Below are 16,747 nucleotides of genomic sequence, written 5' to 3' on the forward strand. Positions count from 1 at the left end.
AATGAGGAGCAACCAACCGGCCCCTCACCCGGTTGCCTCAGCCCGCCCCTGCAGAACAAGGAGACTTCGAGCCCGTGGCACGCCACTCTTCTTCCGAGGAATACACCTTCGCAGAGTTGCTCGCGCTCATCGAAGAACATCGCCACGACCTGGTCGAACTCACTCGGACCAAGCTGCACGACATGCACCTGACCCCCACGGTCGTCCACTTTCCCCACCCCGCGGACGCCGAGTACAGCAACCCCTCCCCTAGCTTCTCGGAGACGATGGAACTGGACGAGGCCTACCTGGATCGCACCATCCGCTTCATCCTGCGCGGCATCACTCACGGCGGCGAATTCGCGCCCGCCCAGGGAGAGTTCCTGGTCGCCACCGGCAAAGACTTCCGCAAGTTCGGCGTGGCCGCAGAGCATTATGCGGCGCTTGAGTCCGCGTTGGTGGAGGCTGTGGGGGAGCATATCGGCGTCACAAAAAAGCTCAGCGACACAATCAACCTCGGCTGTAGCCTGCTTGCCTACGGCGCGATCGAGGACGAAGAGGCCGCGGTGCCTGCGACTTCGGCCGCGCAGGTGCTCGAGGTGCTGCATCCTTGTGACGCCATCGCGGTCATCCGCGTGCAGATGGATCCGCCGTTGCCGTATTGGTCGGGCCAGCATGTGGAGGTGCGTACGCCACATACTCCGCAAATGTGGCGGGCGCTTTCGCCGGCGATTCCTTATAACGAGGACGGTTTGGTGGAGTTTCACGTGCGCGCGATCGGGCCATTCTCGCGGGGAATCGTGGAGAACACGCAGGTCGGAGAGCAATGGGTGGTGGCTAACCCGTACGGCGAACTGCAGATTTCGGGCAACAAGCCGGTGGTGATGGTGGCGGGTTCCACGGGTCTGGCGCCGGTGCGGGCGATTCTGCTGGAGCTGGTCCAGTCGGGGGAACGCCCGCCGATGGTGCAGCTTTTCTTCGGGGCGCAGAACCCGGAGGAGCTCTACGAGTGGAAGGGCCTGTTGGGCTTCGAGGATGCCTTCGATTGGCTGGACCTGTACCTGGTGGTGGAGGATAACGCGCCCACCCCGGAGGGTTTCGATGCTTACACGGCGCGGGGGTTGGTGGGCGATGTGGCCGCCGAACGTGGCGCGTGGCGCGATGCCGAGGTGCTGATCACCGGCGGACCGCAGATGAAGCAGCACACAGTGGAGGCTTTCCTCCGCGCCGGCGCGGACCGCGACCAGCTACGCTTCGACGTGCCTCACAGTTAGCCGTACCAACGCTGTAAAAACGCAGCTACTTCTTTTCGATATCGCCGACGACATCGACCCCCAGGCCGAGCTCACGGTCGGTGTGGTGGCCTTCCAGCACGGGCAGCGACTTGCGGATCTTGTCCACGTAGTTCGGGTCGATGTCGATGGTCAGCACCTGTGCCGCGTAGCCGGTTTCCGCCAGCCGGGCGCCATTCGGACCGATCGCCACGGAGTGCCCGATCCCCGTCGGACCATCCGCAGTGCCGTAACGCTCCGGGGAGCCCGGCCGCGCCATGCCCGCAGCAATCAGGTAGCTAGTGGAATCCAGCGCGCGAGCCGCCGTGAGCTCGCGCCACTGCTCCAGTTTGCCCGGCCCATCCGCCCAGCTAGAGGGCACTACCATCACCTTCGCACCCGCAGCAGCCATCGCTACAAAGTGGCCCGGGAAGCGAATGTCGTAGCAGGTAGCCAGGCCCACACCCACGCCACCGACGTCGATAACCACGCGCCGGTCGCCGGGCTTGACGGTATCGGACTCCCGGTAGCCGAAAGCATCGTAGGTGTGGATCTTGTCGTAGTGCGTCACATAATCCGGCCCCGCGACCAGCAGCGTGTTGTGCACGCGTCGGAACTGGTTGGCTTCTGGCGAATCGCTGGGCTGCTCCTCCACCAACTGGCCACTTGGCGAGCGGTAGACGGTATCGGCCGGGGTGAACATACCCACCACGGCGATGGTTCCGTGCTTCTTGGCCGTATCGATAATCGCCTGGGCGAAGGGCCCATCCAGCGGTTGGGCGACGGTATCCAGCCGCCCATTATCGAAGGGGAACATAGCCGCTTCCGGGAAAACGACCATGTCGGCACCATTCGCCGCGCCGGACGCAATGTACTTCAGGATGCGAGCCAGGTTGGCTTCCACGTCCGGTTCGGCCTTCATCTGGATGACTGCGATACGCATACAGCCCACCCTAGCGACATTGCCGACATCGCGCCCCCTTTTGTCCCCTCCGCGCCGGTCACCCTGTGGATAAAACTGAGTTATCCACAGCCCCTCCATCTTTTTCTTTATTGACGCCCCTCGCCTCCCTACACTCACTTCTCACAAGCGAGTCACGCAGCAACAGGGACAGGGGAACACATGCAATATTCGACGCTGAATTACTTGAACTATCTAGACACAATGCAACTCGACGTATCGGCAGTTCAGGCACGGTGCGAAGACTTGACCGAAGACGGAGTGCAGTGTGCTTCCGCTGGATACGAGGTTGCCAATGCGGAGGCGCCCGGCGTTCCAGGCGGGTCGACCACGCACTCGATCGCCCAGGCGGCGGATAGGCTCCATGCCTCCTTCACCGGCTTTGGCCGGCAGCTACAGAAAATGAGCCAGTCCATCAGTACCTACGCCGACAATGTGGACAGCGCCGATAATGCTGGCTCCGCAGCCCTCACGGGGGCGAGCCGATGAACATTTTCGCAGGCACCACCGCCAGTGGCTCCGCTAACATCAGCGGCTCTACCGCCAACACCCGCGGCTCCACCACCGTCACCGTCCACGCCGTGGAGAACGCAAATGTGGAGGCACTCCGCACAGCCGCCGACCTGTTCAAAGACAAGGGCGGAAAGGTATCCCAGCATGCGGCTGATGCTCGAAACAAGGCCAAGTGGGGCGAGTCCTGGTCGGGGCAGGCTGCGGATGCTGCCAACCACGCCACGGATTCCGCAGCTAACCAGCTGGATACGGCGGGTTTCAGCAGTCGAACCATCGGGAGGGTCGCAGGCACCCACGCCGACCTTCTAAGTCCAACTCGAACTACCGTGCGCACGACCGCGGGGTTGGCGCGTACAGCACTGATGTCCGTCAGCGCCGATGGCGAGGTCTCCGCCCAACACCTGGCTTTCATCCCTGGAGTCGGCGGTGCGGCGCAGAGCCTGGCCCACACTCTGACCCAAATCCTGCGCGGGGCGTTGAAGTTGGCCAGGCTGCTGGACATCGCTTCCGGCGGCACCATCTCCACGATCAGCAGCTCGGTCGCGCCACCCCGAAGTGATGTGGAGGTAGATGGGGCCGAGGGGGCGTCAGTACCCAATTCCCCACAAAGCCTGCCTCCGGTGGAGCGCATAGAGACACCGCATGGGCCGGTGGTCACGGCGGGCAATGTCGAGAGCGCCGATGAGGTAATCACGCTGGTCAGTGGCGTGGGATCCAGCAGTCCGGAGGCGCTGGCGCGCACCGAGGCCTGGGCGCGGGCAACCGCGGCCGACGCGGCGGCACAGGGCAAGAATGTGGCGGTGGTGGCCTGGCATGGTTATCCGGCGCCGGGGGATCTGACCAGTGCGATCTCCAAGGACGCGGCCAAGGTTGGTGCCCCTGCACTGCGGGAACACCAGCGGCAACTGCGGGAAAGGAACCCGCACGCGAAGCTGCAGGTGGTGGGCTATAGCTACGGCTCGGTGGTGGTCGGCGAGGCCGCGGCGAAAGGCAGCGACGGGCTAGTTGCCGATGAGGTGCGACTGTGGGGGAGCCCCGGCGTGCACGCGGAGAAGGCGGAGGATCTGCAGCTCGACGCGAAGGACGGCCAGGGCGAGGTGCACAACGAACACGTTCCGGGCGACATGATCCGCCTGACCACCACCCCGGAGTTCGGAGTGCACGGAAAGGATCCTGCCGCGCCGGACTTCAACGCTCCTCCCCGCGGAGCTGATGGAGCCAGTGAAGGCAGCTGGAGCAGCTACGGCTGGGGCAAAATCCTGGACCTATACCTGATGCAGCGTGGCGAAACCGACGCGCACAGTTCCTACATGTGGTCCCCGGAGGTCAACGTGCGCTAGTCACCAGCGCCACCCCGTTCCATTTCCAACAGTGCTGCCTTTAATTCCCTGCCGCCCCGGTATTCCCCGAAGCTTCCGTCGCTGTGGATCACCCTATGGCAGGGATACAGGATCGGCAGCGGATTGCTTGCACACGCCGAAGCCACTGCGCGTACGGCACGGGGATTCCCCGCAGCCTCCGCCAGCTGGGCGTAGGTGATGGTCTGCCCATATGGAATCTGCGCCAGCGCCTGCAGGACTCTCCGCCGAAAAGGCGTGGTCACGTCTACCAGATCAACGGGCACGGTGAAAACCTGGCGCTGTCCGGCGAGGTACTCCTCCAGCTGCTTCTCCGCCTCAGCCATGTGTCGGCTTGCTTGGCCTGTCGCGGGCCGCTCTCCCACAGGCCAATCTCCGGCACTCAAATCCTCGCCGGGGAAAACGATGCGCCGCACGCCCTGATCGGTGGCGAGCGCAGTGAAGGTCTCTTCCATGGCTACTCCCATGGCGACCTTTGTACCTCAAACCCCCAGCCCTAAATACCCCAACCCTGAATCTAGTTGACACATCAACTACCTGTGCGCATACTGACACCATGAAAGCCTTCGGATTCCTCAGCTTCGGCCACTACTCTCTCCACGCCCAACCAAACCACACCCAGCCAAACCACGCCCAACCAAACCACCCACACACGCTCGGCGCCCACGACATGCTGCACCAGTCGATCGAGCTCGCGGTAGAAGCCGATCGCTTAGGTGTCAACGGCGCCTACTTCCGCGTGCACCACTTCGCACCCCAGCAGGCCGCCCCCATGCCCCTGCTCGCCGCGGTCGCCGCCCGCACCAAGAACATAGAGGTCGGCACCGGAGTCATCGACATACGTTACGAAAACCCCCTCCACCTCGGCCGAGAAGCAGTACCCGCACATGTACAAGCCCGGCTCATCGATCCCTGTCCTCCCGCACTCCCCCAATTTGGACCGCCGCGTCTGGTGGGGCGCGGGTACACGCGAAACGGCCAAGTGGGCTGGCCAGGTGGGCGTCAACCTCATGAGCTCCACACTCCTCACCGAGAGCAACGGAGACAGCTTCGGCGACCTACAAGCAGAGCAGCTCCAGGTCTTCAAGGAATCCTTCGCCAGTAGCGGCCACGGCTGGACCCCACGCACCTCCGTCTCCCGCAGCATCTTCCCCATCGTCAGCGCCGAGGATCGGGCGATGGTCGGCACTCACGGAATGACCCGCGACCACTTCGGCGTGATTGATAGTTACCGCTCAACCTTTGGCCGTACCTATATTGGTGAACCCGACACACTCATCGAAGACCTTCTTAATGACGCCGCAGTGGCAGAGGCCGACACCTTGATGCTCACTATCCCGAATCAGCTGGGCGTAGAGGCCAACACTCGTCTGCTGAAAAACTTTGCCACCCACGTGGCCCCCTCGTTGGGTTGGCAGCCTACAGCTAACAACTAACTAACAACTAAAGCCCCAGTTGGTCTAAACCACCGGCGACGTTGTACGGCACTAACCGTGAATATCTCTAATAATGGGGATACCCCATCTACCCAGGGCGCTGGTGACGCTTACCACCCCCAGGTCTCCACTGCCGAGGTCCTGGTCAAGGACGACCCACGCACCGTACGCATGGGCACACTCGTCAGCCTCATTATCGGCTCCACCGTCGGCGCCGGCATCTTCGCGCTGCCGCAAAACATAGCGTCCGTGGCCTCGCCCGGCGCGGCGCTGATCGGCTGGGCCGTCACCGGCGTGGGCATGCTGTGCATCGCCTACGTCTTCCAGGCACTTGCGCTCCGCAAGCCGCACCTGGATTCCGGCGTGTACTCCTACGTGCGCGCGGGTCTGGGCGACTTCGTCGGCTTCGCCTCCGCATGGGGCTACTGGCTGGGCACCATCATCGCCCAGGTGGGTTACGCCACCTTGTTCTTCAGTTCGCTGAGCTTCTTCTTCCCGATCTTCGGCAGCGATCATCCACTGGTGCAGTCGATCTGCGTGTCCGCGCTGACGTGGGGCATCTTCCTGGTGCTTTCCCGTGGCGTGCGCCAGGCGGCGATCATGAACGTCATCACCACTGTGGCGAAGATCCTGCCGATCCTGGCATTCCTAGTGCTCGTGGCCTTCGTCGGATTCAACACGGACGTGTTCACCTCTGACTTCTGGGGCCGCGCCGCCACCTTCGGCGAGAACCAGGATCAGGCTCTGTCCATCAGCGACCAGGTGAAGGGCATGATGCTGTTCACCGTCTGGGCCTTCATCGGCGTGGAGGGAGCCTCCACCTACTCGAAGCGCGCACGCCACCGCAAGGATGTCTCCCTGGCCACCTTCCTGGGATTCGTCTCGGTGTTCTTCCTGCTCACCGCCGTGAGCTTCCTGTCCTTCGGTGTAGTCTCCCGCGAGGAGCTCGCCGCGATGGGCGACAACTCCATGGGCACCGTCCTGGAGCACGTCGTCGGCCCGTGGGGCGCAGGCCTGATCTCCGTCGGCCTGTGCATCTCCGTGCTGGGCGCCTACGTCTCCTGGCAGATGCTGTGCGCCGAGCCGATCACCCTGATGGCCCAGGATGGACTGCTACCAAAGGCAGTGGGGCGCACCAACGACATGGGTGCCCCGTATGTCTCGCAGTTCCTGTCCGCCTTGGTGATCCAGGCGTTCATCATCGTCTTCTACCTCAACGAATCCACCTACACCACGATGGTGCAGCTGGCTACGTCCCTGTACCTGGTGCCTTACGTGTTCTCCAGCCTGTACCTGCTGTTCCTGGCCACCCGTGGCCATGGGTTCAAGCACCCGGATGCGGGCTCGAAGTTCGACATTTCCGGCCCCGAGGTCGGCAAGAAGACCAACCGTATGCACCTGCTCATCAGTGTCGTGGCTTTCGGCTACTCGCTCTGGCTGCTCTACGCGGCCGAACTGCAGTTCGTGCTGCTAGGCACGCTGCTAATCGTGCCGGGCCTGGCGGTTTATGTCGCCACTCGCCTCAAGGCCGGCGGGCGCGTATTCAACAACTTCGAGTGGATCATTAGCGCCATCGTCGTCGCCTCGGCGATCGGTGCCCTCTACCTGATCGTCACGGGGCAGGTAAGCCTGTAGCACGGGTCAGGTCAGCCTGCACCACTCTGCCCCAACTACCGGCGTTTCTGCCGGTCCCACAACACCACAGAGGTAGAGCGCGGGACGTGCACAATCTCACCTCGCGGGCGACCACCGGCGCCGCCTCTACCCTCTGCCCTATCTAGGCGCGCCTGCACGTCCGCCAGGCGGCGGCGCAGAGCCGCGTTTTCCTTCTCCAGCTCGTCCATCCGGTTCTGCTGGTCAATGATCGTCTTGATGCCTGCTAGGTTCACGCCCTCCTCGTGAGAAAGGCGCTGGATCTCCTGCAGCTGCTCAATATCCTCGCGCGAGTAGCGGCGCCCTCCGCCGCTGGTGCGTTGGGGCGTCACTAAACCCATACGGTCGTACGTGCGCAGCGTTTGGGCGTGCATTCCAGTAATCCGCGCGGCGACAGAAATCACGAAGACTTCGCGTTCGCCGCCATTCTTCGCAGCACTCATTCGTTACCCTCCCATCCTTCGCGGGGGTCAAAGCCCGAGCGCTTTTCCTCTTCCGAGTACTTGCGCAGCGCGCTCATCGCGCCCTCGTCCAGGTTCTTCGGCACGGCCACCTTCACGGTCACCAGCAGGTCGCCGCTGGCACCGTTGCGCTTGTTCACACCGTGGCCGCGGACGCGTAGCGTGGTGCCGTCCTGTGTGCCGGCGGGGATGCGAACCCGCACCTTGGAGGCCAGGGTCGGCACCGTCACCGCGCCGCCGAGCACCAGCTCGGGGTAGCTCACCGGCACCGTCAGCTTCAGGTCGTCGCCGTCACGGCTGAACACCTTGTCGGGCTTCACGTGCACCGTCACGAACAGGTCGCCGGCCGGCTTGCCGCGCTGCCCCGCCGAACCTTGGCCGGCCAGGCGCACCTTCTGCCCATCAACCACGCCCGCGGGCACGCGCACAGTGATTGTGCGGGACTGGGTCGTGCGCCCCGTGCCGGAGCAGTCCGCGCACTTGTCCTTAATCACCGAACCAGTGCCAGAGCAGTCCGCGCACGGGCGCGAAAACCCGAAAGCGCCCCTGTTCTCGCTGACCATGCCGCTGCCGTCGCAGCCCGCGCAGCTCTGCGACGAGGTGCCCGCCTTCGCGCCAGAACCGTGGCAGTTTTCACACGGCTCCGGCTTGGTCAGGCGAATCGGCACGGTCACGCCTTTCGTGGCCTCGCGGAACTCGAGGGTCAGCTCGGTCTCTACATCCGCCCCGCGGCTGCGCTGAGTACGTTGGGTGCGCTGGCCACCCCTTTCGCCAAAGAGTCCGCTGAATACGTCGCCAAACCCGCCACTGGTGGCGTCATCTCCAAAAAGATCAGAAACATTAAAGCCGCTGCCAAAGTTGCCGCTACCAAAGTTGCCGCCGAAGTTAGCGCCGTAACCTGCACCGCCCGCGCCGAAGCTCGAACCATAGCTCGAACCGCCGAAACCGCTTGCGAGCATACGCTTCAGCTCGTCGTACTCCGCGCGCTTTTCCTTGTCCCCCACCACGCTGTACGCTTCGGAAGCCTTCTTGAAGCGCTCCTCCGCCGCCGTGTCGCCCGGGTTCGCGTCCGGGTGATTTTCGCGGGCGATCTTGCGGTACGCTTTCTTGATCTCCTCTGCCGATGCGGTGGAGGACACACCGAGGTCTTTGTAATAATCCTTCTCGGCCCATTCACTGTGCGCCATGTGTCGCTCCTTCCTGCTTGCGCTGTTCACGCGGGGTGTCGCTCATCAACCTTGAGTCTACCGCGCTGAACTTTCGTTATCTAATCTTCTTAACGACGCCCCTACGCATTTATTCCCTCCCCGCATCACTTCGGGCGTTACAGTGTGCGCTAATTGAGACTTGCTATCCCGAAACTAGCTAGGGTGGGAACCATGTCACCTAAAAAGCGCAGCTGGTTTAGCCGCCTTTTCGGCTCCCAGGACTCCCACAACTCGCATGCCCCCAACCCCTCACACAACCCCAATATGCCTGCACAGCCTCAGGGTTTCCAGCAGCCTCAGGGTTTCCAACAGCCGGGCCCCGAGGATCCACCCGTGCCGCTACCCGGGCTGGACTTGCACCAGTCGACCACGATGATCCGGCAGATTGTGCAGGTACTCAATCGGTTGGGCTATGGCGCGAATCCCACGCCAGAGGTGGTGTATTACAGCAAGCCCGGCGATATCAAGAAGCCGCTGAGCTACCCAGGCCCAACCCCCGGACCCTATGGGGGACAACTCCCCGCTCCGGACTATGGCGAAGGTGGGAAACTGGGGCTAGAGAACATCACGAAGCAGTGCGCCAACGCTGAGGATTTCGGCAGAGAAATGCCCCAGCTGGTGGAGGGATTCGTCACCAATTTGATCAGGTCGGCCGAAGCAGATCTATCCCTACTGTCGCTTCCCGATGCACAGTTCTACCCGCACCTACGAGCGCGTTTGATGGCGATCGATCTCCTACCGATGGATGCGCGCGCAGATGCATACGAGTTCAACCCGAACTCGCCGATGCGACCATTCTCTGACGACCTGTGCATCCACCTGGTTCTGGATACGCCAGAGTCAGTGATGACCCTGTCGTCCCACTCGCTCGAAGGCAGAGGCCCCATCGAGGACCTGTTCCGAATCGGCTACCGCAACCTGTGGCAGGAGCTGGTCGATGCAGAACTAGTGGCACAACCCATTCGAGCAAGCGAAAGCAACCCCGGGGAACGCTTTTGGGCGATCGAAAGCAGTTCTTTCTATACGGGGTCGATCCCTCTTCTGATGGACGAGATCCTCGAGCGCTGCTTACCACAGATCAACCCAAGCGAAGGGCTAATTTTTTCTACGCCAAATCGCCACACCACCTTGATTCGCGAAATGAGTGAAGGCATTGAACTGTTGGGCTCCATCAAGATGATGGCGGCCGTGACCGCTCAGGAGTTCTCGAGGCAAGCGGGCGCACTGAGCCCTCGGGTGATGTTTTCACACATGGGCGAAGTCATCACCTTCACCGACATCAAGCAGACGGAAACAGGCAAGGCGGAAATCGAGATCCAGCCCCCGGCGTACCTCCTAGAGAAGCTCAACCGAGACAAGAACGAGGGCTAGCAATTTCCCTGCGGCACCCCTGCGACACCTCTGCGGCACCTCTGAGGCATCTCAGTGACACCCAAGTTGCCCCACACCTAGAACGGCGGCTCTTCTCCCGGGTCGCGATTTTGGTCGGGATCCTGGTCGCGCCCCCGCTTCCGTTGGTTGTGTTCCACCACCCTTCGAGTTCGTTTCACTGCCCGGTGCCGGAAGGTAAATCTCCCCAGCGGCCCATTCGGCGTGGTGATCACCGTGTGGCCATCCCCAAAACTGGTCCAGGTTTCCACACCGTCGGAACCGATGGTCACATCCCACGCTCCGGTCGTTTTCGCGTTGTGATGCTTGGTGCAGATGCAGTGGAGGTTACTACTCTTGTTAGGGCGATGGTCCACGCCGGAGGGCAGGCCTGGACGGGCAGTGCGCAACACCGGCCAGTTGCCACAATACCTGGTGGAAAACGCCATCCACGCCATCATCGACCGCGACACCTTCACCGCTGTGCAAACCGAGATCGCTCGACGTCGCGAGCTCGGAGCCCGCGCGAACTGGTCCATAGAAACTGTGGCGTTGACGTCGAAGATCAAACGCGTGCGGGGAGCAGCCTGACGATGTGAAAGAGCTGCATCCCAGCCTGAACCACCAAGCCGCACAACCCCGGAACCTTAGATTATGTTAATCTAACTTCTATGATGAACGACTCGCTTACGCCCACCGAAGAGTCGATCCGACGCCGCGCCGCAACACCACCGCACAATGTGCGGCCATGGCCGCTCCCGCGCGCGCAATCTCCCCGCGTTGAGCAATGGCGATCGCGCCTCGCCGCCGCAGGCGACAATCGGGCCGCCATCGACGAGGCCGTGCAGGCAATCACCGGCGAACTGCATACAGAGGGCACCCCGCTCATCGAACCGGGGCCATCCAGCGCCACCTCGCTGGTGACCTTCGTCTGGATTGGCGAGGCGCCTCACGGCATCGCCCTGCAGCTCAACCGCATGACCGATCCGATGGATCTCGCCGACACCATCCTCGAACCCCTCGAGCACTCGCCCATCCACACACTCACTCTCGAACTGCCCCACGATTGGCTCGGCAGCTACCTCTTCGTGCCGCTAGCGGACAAACCGGTGGTGCGCCTACACCGGGGCGTCGACAAGCAAGAACGGGGACGAATCATCGCCGCAGCCCGGGCCGATCCGTTCGCGCGCGAACACCTGCCGAGCAAGTCGCTGCTCTTCGGCAACGGGCAAGCGCCACAACTGGCCGCAGCCAGGGCACAGCGAGCGAGCAACACGGCACTCTGGCACGATTCTTCGGCCAGCGTCGAACGCCTCGCGGATGTGTCGAGCGCCGTCAACGGCGAACCCCTGCGGCTGTGGCGATGGTCGCATCCGCGCGCGACCGCCTCGAGCCCGACATTACTGCTGTGCGATGGCGAGGTGTGGCGCACCCAATTCCCGATCCACGCAGAGCTGTCGCGACGCATCCATGCCGGCAGCCTCACGCCGCTCAACCTGCTGTATCTCGACTCAGGCGGCCCCCGACAGCGCCACCTCGACTATCCGTGCAGCGCCAACGAGTCGGCCGAACTTCTGGGCAGAATCCGCGACGCGGCCGGGCCCCTGGCGCAAGCAGGCCCGTGGCTCGCGGCCGGGCAGAGCCTCGGCGGACTTTTCACGATGCTCTGCACACTGCGACACCCTGACCTTGTTGCGACTGCCATCGCACAATCACCATCACTTTGGTGGCCGGCGGCGCCGCCGCACGAACCACAGCCCGGTTGGTTCGAAGAGGCCGCGACTGCAGAACCGGCAGGGCGCGTGCTGCTGGAGGCCGGCAGCTATGAGTGGGACCTCGTCGAGCGCGTGCGTCACGCCGCGGCGGTCTTGGCCGCGCGCCGCGAGCTCATCGGCTTCGAGCAGTATCCGGTCGGGCACGATGTGCTCGCGTGGCAGTCACTCTTGCCCGATGCAATCGAACGCGCACTTACCGACCACTGACCAGGCCAACATCACCGCGGCCATCCAGCACCGACCCCTGGCTCGGCATCGTTCAACGACACCGCCGCATTGACCACCCCACCCACACTTTGGTAAAGATAGACTGACCTAAGTTCTAGGTTGACGTTGTATTCACGAAGGGAAACTCAATGCACGGTTCACTCGAACAGCTAGTGCGTTCCACCACAGGCACGAGCGGCGCCAAGCGTGGCCGCTGGCGCACCACACTCATAGGCGTCGCGGTGGCCGCACTGGCACTCACCGGTTGCGCGGGCAGCAATGGTAGTGACGCCGGCGAGGCTACTACCAGCACGTCGACGCAGGCAGCCAACGAATCGGCTGTCAAGTTCCCCTACACCTTCCAGAACGCCGACGGCACCACCACCGAAATTCCCAAGCAGCCCCAGAACATCGCCTCCACCTCCGTCACAGTGACCGGTACGCTCTCTCGTTCGGCGCCCCGGTGAAGGCCTCCGGCGCCGCCGGAAACGGTGAGTTCTTCCCGCAGTGGGCAGACGAAGCCGCGAAAGCTAACGTCGAAACCCTCTGGTCAGCAGGCCAGGTCGACCTTGAGGCGGTCATCGCTGCCGACCCCGACCTCATCGTGGTTGCGAGCACCGGCAACGACTCGGCGATCGATAACCTCGCCGACTTCCAAGACATCGCCCCCACCATCGTGGTCGACTATGGCGGTGAAAGCTGGAAAGACCTCACGCTGCAGCTCGGTAAGGCCACCGGCATGACGCAGGAAGCGCAAGAGACGATTGATCAGTTCAACGCGCATGTTGCGAAGGTGAAGGAACAGATCAAGATTCCTGAGGGCGAGACCAACATCGTCTCGTTCAACGGCCCCGGTGACAACAACCCGATTGGCCGTGCTGGCGGACCACACGCAGAGCTGCTCACTGAACTGGGCTTCACGATCGAAGACCCCGACCCCTCGTGGCACAACCAAGCCAAGCTGCGCAATGACTTCGTATGGGCGAGCTACAAGAACCTCACCAAACTCAAGGCAGATACCACATTCATCCTCTCCCAAGACAACGAGGGCGCACAGAAATTCGTCAAAGATCCCACGCTCGCCAACCTGCCGAGTGTGAAGAACGGGCAGGTTTACGGTCTGGGTAAGAGCTCGTTCCGCATTGATTATTTCTCTGCGACCGAAATCGTCAATGGCGTCCTTGAAAACTTCAATGCCTAACAAGCACAAGCCGAGCGCCCACTCCGGCGTGTGGTTGCTGGCAATCGGCGTGATAGTAATCGCACTATTGCCAGTTTCGATCATCGTCGGCACCGTCGATATCTCCCCGCGCGAAGCGTGGCACGCGTTCTTCGCATTCGACCCCGGCAACACGAAGCACTTGCTCGTGCGTGAGATTCGCATGCCGCGCACTGCGCTCGCGATCATCGTCGGAGTGGGCCTCGGCGCCGCTGGCGTCGTCATGCAGGCCATCACCCGGAACCCACTCGCTGAACCGGGCTTGCTCGGCGTGAACTCGGGTGTGACTCTCACCGTGACGGTCGCCATCGCGTTCTTCGGTTACAGTTCGCTGGCGGCCTCGATGGCGTTCGGTTTCTTAGGTGCCGGGTTGACCGGCACGCTGGTTTACGCGCTCGGCGGTGTGTGGCAGGGGGCCGGCCCAGTGCGGCTCGTGCTCGCGGGCGCCGCGGTGAACGTGGCACTACTTGCCAGCGCCCGGATTATTCTCGTCAACTCGGATACGGATGTATTTGATCGCTTCCGCACCTGGACGGTTGGCTCGCTCGAAGGACGTGGCACCGAGCTGCTGCTCCCCACCGGCGCCGCCGTGCTCGCTGGGTTCGTGATTGCCTACACGATCTCAGGCGCGCTGGATGCGAGCGTGCTCGGCCACGACCTCAGCCGCTCGCTCGGCATCAAGCCGGCGGTGGTGCTCAGCTTCGCCACCGCGGCAATCATCTTCATGTGCGGTGCCGTCACTGCGGCGGCGGGCCCGATCAGCTTCGTTGGACTCACCGCACCGTTCATTGGCCGCGCACTCGTGGGGCTGAGACATCGGCGGCTAATTCCCGCAACAGCGCTCATCGCCTCCGCGGTGGTGCTCGTTGCTGATATCGCCGGCCGACTCGTTGTGCCCTCCGGTGAGATCGGAGTGGGGATCATGGCGTCGGTCATCGGCGCGCCGGTGTTCATCGCCATCGTGCGGCGCAGAAAGATCCCACAGCTATGACCACCCCACCCAAAACCACGAAAGCGGCCCGCACCGGCCACTGCATGACAGCCGACAGTCGCATCCTTTCAAGCGCCCGTGTGCTGCGAATCGGCCGCGTATCCCTGGTGGTGTCTCCCCGCACCGTCACGGTTACAGCCATTCTGTTTGTCGGGATGCTGTTGCTTGCGGCGTTTGCGATGACGCTCGGTCGTGTTTCGGTGCCGCTCGATGACCTGCTGCCGTCAATGTTCGGGCTATCAGAAACCCGCAGCCACAACGTTGCCGTGCGAGACATCCGCTTACCACTCCTGGTCGCAGCGATGGCTGCCGGTGCCGCGCTGGGTGTTTCTGGCACCGTGTTCCAGTCGGTGTCGCACAATGCGCTCGGCTCCCCCGACATCATCGGGCTCACCACGGGTGCGGCCACTGGCGCAATCAGCCAGATCGTTTTCTTCCAGGCTGGGCCGGTGCAGGTGACTATCGGCGCACTCGTCGGTGGTCTTGGCACCGCGCTCACTATCTACCTGCTCGCGCTCAAAGGGAGGGTCACTGGCGAGTTTCGCCTGGTGCTCGTCGGAATCGGTGTTGGGGCACTCATGTCGTCGTTGAATCAGGTCATGATTGTCCGCGGTGACGTCGATAGCGCCTTTACCGCCAATGTGTGGATTTCGGGTTCGCTGGATGACATCAAGTGGGCGCAGGCGCTGCCGGTCGCCATAGTAACGCTGCTGGTGATTCCGCTGGTTTCCGGTCTTGCGATGCGCGCAACCCTGCTCGAAATGGGTGACGATATTGGTAGCCAACTCGGCATCCGTGCCGAACAGACTCGCCGCATCCTGATGTTGCTTGCCGTGGTGCTTGCGGCAGTTGCCACCAGCGCAGCCGGCCCCATCGCCTTCATCGCCCTGTCCTCACCGCAGCTGGCACGCCTGCTCACCCGATCGAAGACGCTCTCGGTGTTCAGCGCGGCGGCAATGGGCGCCTTTCTGCTGATCATCGCGCATATCATCACGGCCACGATTCCGGTGACCTTCACTCTGCCGATTGGCCAGGTCACCGGCCTGATCGGTGGCCTCTATCTCGCGTGGATGCTGACTCGCTCGAAGCAGATCTAGCACCCAACCACACATCCGAAAACCCCAGGAGGACCCCTTTGACCGCCCCAAAGTCTGCCCTTCGCGGCCACGACCTGTCGCTCAACTATGGAGAGCGGCTGGTCTCTGAACACCTGAACGTCGAGATTCCCGAGGGCAAGATCACCGTCATCATCGGCCCCAACGCCTGCGGCAAATCGACACTGCTACGGGCGTTGTCGCGACTACTGACCCCCAAGCACGGACATGTGCTACTTGATGGGCGGGATGTGCAGCGGATGCCGGCGAAAGAGTTCGCGCGCAAGCTCGGGCTGTTGCCGCAGCAATCGATCGCGCCCGCTGGGATTACTGTTGGCGATCTCGCGGCGCGTGGCCGCTACCCGCACCAGAACCTGCTACAGCAGTGGACTGAAGCGGATGAGGCAGCGGTAGAGAAGGCGCTGCGTGCCACCGACCTGCTGGAGCTTGTAGATCGGCCAGTGGATGAGCTTTCGGGCGGACAGCGCCAGCGCGTGTGGATCTCGCTGCTGCTCGCGCAGAATCCACCGGTAATGCTGCTGGATGAACCAACGACATTCTTGGATATCGCGAATCAGCTCGAGGTGCTGGAGCTGTGCTACCGACTCAACCGCGAGGAGGACCGCACGATCGTGCTGGTGTTGCACGAGCTCACGCAGGCGGCACGGTTCGCCGACCACCTGATCGTGATGCACGGTGGACAGATTGTGAGGGATGGGCCGGTACAGGATGTGCTGACTGAAGATTTATTGCAGGATGTGTTTCGTATCAATTCACGAATTATTGAAGATCCGGTCTCGGGTCGCCCGCTGGTAATTCCAATCGATAGTGTGCGGACGCACTGACCTGACCCCTGTTAGGTAGACACCTGATATCCAGCCCGGTTGGGTTGGGAAGAAAGGTAATCTACCACCAGGCCTAGGTACTCCGAACAGTTCAAACGTGATGCTGTGGCCCTTTACGAAAACAATGAGGACCTCTCACTCCACGCGGCTTCAACAGAGCTTGGAGTCAATCGCTCCTCACTTTATTCCTGGCTTAAGCAGTACGGAACCGGCAAACGAGCCCGCACGAAGACAATGCGCGACAAGACCCAAGCGACGACTGATTCTGAACGGATCCGCCAGCTAGAAAAAGAAGTCTCTAAGCTGCGCGAAGAACGCGACATCCTGCGCAAGGCCGCGAAATATTTTGCCGAAGAGACACGCTGGTAATCCGCTTCCAGTTTGTCTATGACCACCGAACCGAATACT

General features: G+C 62.4%; 16 protein-coding genes and 2 pseudogenes. 14 read left to right on the plus strand and 4 right to left on the minus strand.

All coding sequences use genetic code 11. From position 1 onward, the window contains the following. Positions 1–74 precede the first annotated feature (74 nt). Complete coding sequence (locus L8U58_RS05535; RefSeq protein ID WP_269954874.1) at positions 75–1,253, plus strand: FAD-binding oxidoreductase; 1,179 nt, start codon at positions 75–77, stop codon at positions 1,251–1,253. A 25-nt stretch (positions 1,254–1,278) separates the two neighbouring features. Here L8U58_RS05535 and L8U58_RS05540 read toward each other — a convergent pair whose 3' ends face one another. Next, positions 1,279–2,193, minus strand: a complete 915-nt coding sequence (locus tag L8U58_RS05540; protein ID WP_034969364.1) for a carbon-nitrogen hydrolase family protein — start codon at positions 2,191–2,193, stop codon at positions 1,279–1,281. Between the two features lie 264 nt (positions 2,194–2,457). Here L8U58_RS05540 and L8U58_RS05545 point away from each other — a divergent pair, with 264 nt between their 5' ends. Continuing rightward, positions 2,458–2,700, plus strand: coding sequence for a hypothetical protein (locus L8U58_RS05545; RefSeq protein WP_237744130.1), 243 nt, complete (start codon positions 2,458–2,460; stop codon positions 2,698–2,700). Beyond that, positions 2,697–4,064 carry an alpha/beta hydrolase gene (locus L8U58_RS05550; protein ID WP_269954875.1) on the plus strand — a complete coding sequence of 456 codons (1,368 nt, stop codon included), beginning with the start codon at positions 2,697–2,699 and terminating at the stop codon, positions 4,062–4,064. Before L8U58_RS05545 ends, L8U58_RS05550 begins: the two co-directional genes overlap by 4 nt. On the opposite strand, the gene L8U58_RS05555 is transcribed toward L8U58_RS05550, so the two are convergent. Next, positions 4,061–4,549 (minus strand): methylated-DNA--[protein]-cysteine S-methyltransferase, encoded by a 489-nt coding sequence (locus L8U58_RS05555; RefSeq protein WP_269954876.1) that lies wholly within the window; start codon positions 4,547–4,549, stop codon positions 4,061–4,063. The genes L8U58_RS05550 and L8U58_RS05555 overlap by 4 nt on opposite strands. 89 nt (positions 4,550–4,638) lie before the next feature. Here L8U58_RS05555 and L8U58_RS05560 point away from each other — a divergent pair. Both L8U58_RS05560 and L8U58_RS05565 read left to right on the plus strand, forming a co-directional pair. Continuing rightward, positions 4,639–5,518, plus strand: a pseudogene (locus tag L8U58_RS05560) (LLM class flavin-dependent oxidoreductase). 141 nt (positions 5,519–5,659) lie between these two features. Then, positions 5,660–7,153, plus strand: a complete 1,494-nt coding sequence (locus L8U58_RS05565; protein WP_034974959.1) for an amino acid permease — start codon at positions 5,660–5,662, stop codon at positions 7,151–7,153. A gap of 35 nt (positions 7,154–7,188) precedes the next feature. Here L8U58_RS05565 and L8U58_RS05570 read toward each other — a convergent pair whose 3' ends face one another. Both L8U58_RS05570 and dnaJ read right to left on the minus strand, forming a co-directional pair. Then, complete coding sequence (locus tag L8U58_RS05570) at positions 7,189–7,614, minus strand: heat shock protein transcriptional repressor HspR (protein ID WP_043012036.1); 426 nt, start codon at positions 7,612–7,614, stop codon at positions 7,189–7,191. Beyond that, entirely contained in the window at positions 7,611–8,819 is a 1,209-nt protein-coding gene (gene dnaJ / locus L8U58_RS05575; RefSeq protein ID WP_269954877.1) for a molecular chaperone DnaJ, read from the minus strand. Before dnaJ ends, L8U58_RS05570 begins: the two co-directional genes overlap by 4 nt. A 285-nt stretch (positions 8,820–9,104) precedes the next feature. On the opposite strand from dnaJ, the gene L8U58_RS05580 reads away from it, so the two are divergent. The 9 genes and pseudogenes from L8U58_RS05580 to L8U58_RS05625 all read left to right on the plus strand — a co-directional run. After that, positions 9,105–10,211: a hypothetical protein gene (locus tag L8U58_RS05580; RefSeq protein WP_269954878.1), complete on the plus strand. Its 1,107-nt coding sequence runs from the start codon at positions 9,105–9,107 to the stop codon at positions 10,209–10,211. A gap of 399 nt (positions 10,212–10,610) precedes the next feature. Beyond that, positions 10,611–10,799, plus strand: coding sequence for a hypothetical protein (locus L8U58_RS05590; protein WP_034971614.1), 189 nt, complete (start codon positions 10,611–10,613; stop codon positions 10,797–10,799). Positions 10,800–10,879: 80 nt separating this feature from the next. After that, positions 10,880–12,190, plus strand: a complete 1,311-nt coding sequence (locus L8U58_RS05595; RefSeq protein WP_034971611.1) for an enterochelin esterase domain-containing protein — start codon at positions 10,880–10,882, stop codon at positions 12,188–12,190. A 149-nt stretch (positions 12,191–12,339) separates the two neighbouring features. Then, on the plus strand, positions 12,340–12,657 hold the full coding sequence (locus tag L8U58_RS05600) for a hypothetical protein (RefSeq protein WP_269954879.1): 318 nt from the start codon (positions 12,340–12,342) through the stop codon (positions 12,655–12,657). Beyond that, on the plus strand, positions 12,654–13,391 hold the full coding sequence (fepB, locus tag L8U58_RS05605) for a Fe2+-enterobactin ABC transporter substrate-binding protein (protein WP_269954880.1): 738 nt from the start codon (positions 12,654–12,656) through the stop codon (positions 13,389–13,391). Before L8U58_RS05600 ends, fepB begins: the two co-directional genes overlap by 4 nt. Further along, positions 13,384–14,400 (plus strand): FecCD family ABC transporter permease, encoded by a 1,017-nt coding sequence (locus L8U58_RS05610; protein WP_034971609.1) that lies wholly within the window; start codon positions 13,384–13,386, stop codon positions 14,398–14,400. The genes fepB and L8U58_RS05610 overlap by 8 nt, the downstream gene beginning before the upstream one ends. Further along, a complete protein-coding gene (locus tag L8U58_RS05615; RefSeq protein WP_269954881.1) occupies positions 14,397–15,497 on the plus strand; it encodes a FecCD family ABC transporter permease in 1,101 nt (366 codons plus the stop codon). Before L8U58_RS05610 ends, L8U58_RS05615 begins: the two co-directional genes overlap by 4 nt. 38 nt (positions 15,498–15,535) lie before the next feature. Further along, positions 15,536–16,339, plus strand: a complete 804-nt coding sequence (locus L8U58_RS05620) for an ABC transporter ATP-binding protein (RefSeq protein ID WP_034971607.1) — start codon at positions 15,536–15,538, stop codon at positions 16,337–16,339. 78 nt (positions 16,340–16,417) lie between these two features. Beyond that, a pseudogene (locus tag L8U58_RS05625) lies at positions 16,418–16,708 on the plus strand (transposase); the annotation flags it as partial. Positions 16,709–16,747: the final 39 nt, after the last annotated feature.

This window comes from Corynebacterium macclintockiae (assembly GCF_027570165.1).
In the GTDB taxonomy this organism is placed as follows: domain Bacteria; phylum Actinomycetota; class Actinomycetes; order Mycobacteriales; family Mycobacteriaceae; genus Corynebacterium; species Corynebacterium macclintockiae.